This window comes from Micromonospora rifamycinica, assembly GCF_900090265.1.
GTDB classification, from domain to species: domain Bacteria; phylum Actinomycetota; class Actinomycetes; order Mycobacteriales; family Micromonosporaceae; genus Micromonospora; species Micromonospora rifamycinica.
The window spans coordinates 613,237-616,851 of the sequence record NZ_LT607752.1; the positions used below are offsets into that span (position 1 = coordinate 613,237).

The 3,615-nt window shown below is 74.2% G+C and carries 3 protein-coding genes; all 3 read left to right on the forward strand.

Annotated features, from left to right (window positions below):
- Window positions 1-315: 315 nt before the first annotated feature.
- Complete coding sequence (locus GA0070623_RS02630) at window positions 316-906, forward strand: GNAT family N-acetyltransferase (protein WP_067303898.1); 591 nt, start codon at window positions 316-318, stop codon at window positions 904-906.
- 78 nt (window positions 907-984) lie between these two features.
- Window positions 985-1,938, forward strand: a complete 954-nt coding sequence (locus GA0070623_RS02635; protein ID WP_067303900.1) for a siderophore-interacting protein — start codon at window positions 985-987, stop codon at window positions 1,936-1,938.
- Between the two features lie 193 nt (window positions 1,939-2,131).
- Window positions 2,132-3,358, forward strand: coding sequence for a multidrug effflux MFS transporter (locus GA0070623_RS02640; protein WP_067303952.1), 1,227 nt, complete (start codon window positions 2,132-2,134; stop codon window positions 3,356-3,358).
- Window positions 3,359-3,615: the final 257 nt, after the last annotated feature.

Genomic DNA, 3,615 nt, shown 5'->3' on the forward strand with positions numbered 1-3,615 from the left:
CACCCCCTGTTTTGGGGGCATGGCTTGGTCGGTTTCGGGGGTGGACACCCCTTATTATCCCGTGATGTGAGCGCTAACACACCAAATTGTTTCCGTCAATGCCTGGCGCGTCACGGCCGCTCGACGGCGACGGGTGGCCGGGTGTGTCGCCGCCCGGCGGTGCGGTCCCGGTCCCGCCGCCCCGGTCACCCGCCGGTCGGTGCGTGGAGTGTTCGGTTGCCTACCGTGCGCAGGCATGGTTAGGTCGTCCTCACTGGTCGGTCGACGCGCGCGGTGGTCGACGGCGGTCGCCCGACCGACCCCGGAAGGAGTGCCATGACGGCGGTGCCGACCTCTGCCCGGCGTCCGGTCGAGGGCTTCGGTGAGGTCTCCATCCGGCCGGTGGAGCCCGACCGGGACGTCGAGGTGATCCACGACTGGGTGACCCGGGAGCGGTCCCGGTTCTGGGGCATGCGTGACGCCAGCCGGGAACGGGTCCACGAGATCTACACGTACCTCGACTCGCTGACCACCCACCACGCCTACCTGGTCCATCGCGACGGTCGGCCGGTGGCGCTGTTCCAGACCTACGAGCCGGCCGCCGACCCGGTCGGGCGGTGTTACGACGTGCGCCCCGGCGACTTCGGCATCCACCTGCTCATCGGCCCCCCGGACGGCGGTGTGGAGCCCGGCTTCACCGGGGTGCTCCTCGACGCCTTCCTCGCGTTCGTGCTGGCCGATCCGACCCGGCTGCGGATCGTGGCCGAGCCGGACGCCCGCAACGCGCGGGCCGTCGACCGGCTGGTCCGGGCCGGCTTCGTGCCCGGCCCCCTGATCGACCTGCCGGACAAGCGCGCCCGGCTGCTCTTCCTCGACCGGGGCGCGGTGTGTCCCGCCGGTCGACGGCCGGACGGTGTCACGGGCTGAGCGCGGGGTGGTCCCCCGATCGGGGGTGTGGGGGGCCGGGTGGCCATTCATCTCGTTGCTTAGGTTAGCCTCACCTACGTGCTTAGTGATCGAGTTCGCCCGGCGGGGGAGCCCCACCACGCCACCGGCACCGCGACCCTGCCCGTCGCCCCCTGGCGGCTGTTTGACGTGCAGGTGCGCGCGACACGCCGGCTCAGCCCGTCCTTCCTGCGGGTCACCTTCACCGGCCCGGACCTCGACCGGTTCGCCGACAACGGCTACGACCAGCGGATGAAGCTGGTGCTGCCGCTGCCCGGCCGACCCGGGGTGCACCTTCCCGGCGGCGCCGACTGGTACGCCCACTGGCGGGCGCTGCCCGAGGACGAGCGCTGCCCCATCCGCACGTACACCGTCCGCGCGGTCCGGCCCCACCTGGCCGAGGTCGACGTCGACCTGGTGCTGCACGGCGACAGCGGGGCGGCCGGCCGGTGGGCGCTGCGCGCCCGCCCCGGCGACGAGGCCGGCCTGCTCGGCCCCGACGCCGGCTACCACGGCGACCACGGCGGCATCGAGTTCCGGCCGCCGGCCGCCGGCCACCTGCTGCTCGCCGGCGATGAGACCGCCGTGCCGGCGATCTGCGCCATCCTGGAACGCCTGCCCCTCGACGCCCGGGGTCAGGTGCTGTTGGAGGTGCCGGACCCGACCGACGTGCTGCCGGTCGTCACCCCGCCCGGCGTGACGGTCGACTGGCTGGCCCGCGACGGCGGCGGGCACGGCAGCCGGCTGCTCCCCGCCGTCGCCACGGCGGCGCGACGCCTGCTCTGCCCCACCGACGCGGTCCCCACCGGGCCGATCGCCGACATCGACGTCGACCGCACCCCGCTCTGGGAGGTGCCGACCCCGACCGCACCGGTACCGGTGTACGCCTGGCTGGCCGGCGAGGCCGGTGCCATCCGCGCGCTCCGCCGGCACCTGGTCGCCGAACGGGGCATGGACCGTCGCGCGGTCGCCTTCATGGGGTACTGGCGGCACGGCGGCCCGGACCCGGCCTGAGGCGTGAGCTGCTGTTGTGACCCGCGTTACCTCTCGGCGGAGCGGGAATCAGCGCGGCGGATCCGGATTTGAAGCCAGGTGTGACTGTCGCCCTGACTCCCGCCCGGCCGCGCCGTGACCGGGCGGTGTTTCCCCGATGACCGATGTCGCCCACGAGCCGCTGGCGAAGGTGGCGCCGACCCCCGGTGAGCTGATGACCGGCCGGCAGCGGGTACGCCTCGTCCTGGTCCTCGGCTCGCTGCTCGCCGTCGGCCCGTTGACCATCGACATGTACCTGCCGGCGCTGCCCGCCATCGCCGCGGACCTCGCCACCACCTCGGCGGCGGTCCAGTTGACCCTCACCGGCACGCTCGCCGGGCTGGCCCTCGGCCAACTGCTGATCGGACCGCTCTCCGACGCCGTCGGACGGCGTGGTCCGCTGATCGCCGGCCTCGCCCTGCACATCGTGGCGTCGGCGCTCTGCGTCGTCGCCCCCAACATCGTGGTCCTCGGCGGCCTGCGGGTGGTGCAGGGCCTCGGGGTCGCCGCCGCCACCGTGGTCGCCATGGCGGTGCTCCGTGACCTGTTCAGCGGCACCGCCTTCGCCACCCTGCTGTCCCGGCTGCTGCTGGTGATGGGCGCCGCGCCGATCCTCGCCCCGACGCTCGGCGGCGGGGTGCTGCGCTGGACGGACTGGCGGGGCGTCTTCGTGACGCTGACCGTCCTCGGCGTGCTGCTCGTCGTGCTGGCCGTGGTCGGCCTGCCGGAGACCCTGCCGGCCCGGCGTCGCCAGCGCGGCGGCGTGTGGACCACGGTGGGCCTGTACGGCTCGCTGCTGCGCGACCGGGTCTTCGTGGGGCTCGTCCTGGTGGCCGGCCTGGCCATGGCGGCGCTGTTCGCGTACGTGGCCGGCTCCTCGTTCGTCCTCCAGGAGCGGTACGGGCTCGACGAGCAGCAGTTCGGGCTGGCGTTCGGGGCGGGCGCGGTGGGGCTGATCGGGGCGGCCCAGTACAACGTACGGCTGCTGCGTCGCCACCCGCCGCAGCGGATTCTCGTCACCTCGCTGACCATCGGCACCCTGGCCGGGCTCGCGCTGCTGGCCTTCGCGGCGACCGGCTTCGGCGGGCTGCCCGCTCTGCTGGTGGCGCTCTGGGCGGTGCTGGGCTCGGCCGGGCTGGCGATGCCGAACGCCCCGGCGCTGGCGCTGTCCCGGCACGGTGAGGCGGCCGGTACCGCCTCGGCCCTGCTCGGTGCCGTGCAGTTCGGTGTGGGTGCGGTGGCCGCGCCGATGGTGGGCGTGCTGGGCAACGGCGCGGTGGCGATGGCGCTGGTGGTGACCGGCGGCATGGTGGCGGCGCTGGCGGTGCTGTTCCTCGTGGTGCGGCCGTCCCGGCTCGCCGGCCTGGAACCGCCGCCCTCGGCGGTCGTGGTGGTGCACTGACCGGCGTCGTGGGTAGCGGCGTGCCGGGCGGTCGTGGGTAGCGGCGTGCCGGGCGGTCGCCGGCACCCCTGGACGGGGACAGGGCGGGTCCGGATGGACCCGCCCTGTCGGCAGTGACTACCAGAGGATTTGAACCCCTAGACCACATCGGTGGTCCGCAACCGCGCTAAGTGGCAGTCACCGAAAGCGTAGCCCCGCGCACCGGGCCGCCGCAGTCGGCGATGCGACAGCCCGACCGCAGTCGGCGAGGCGACAGC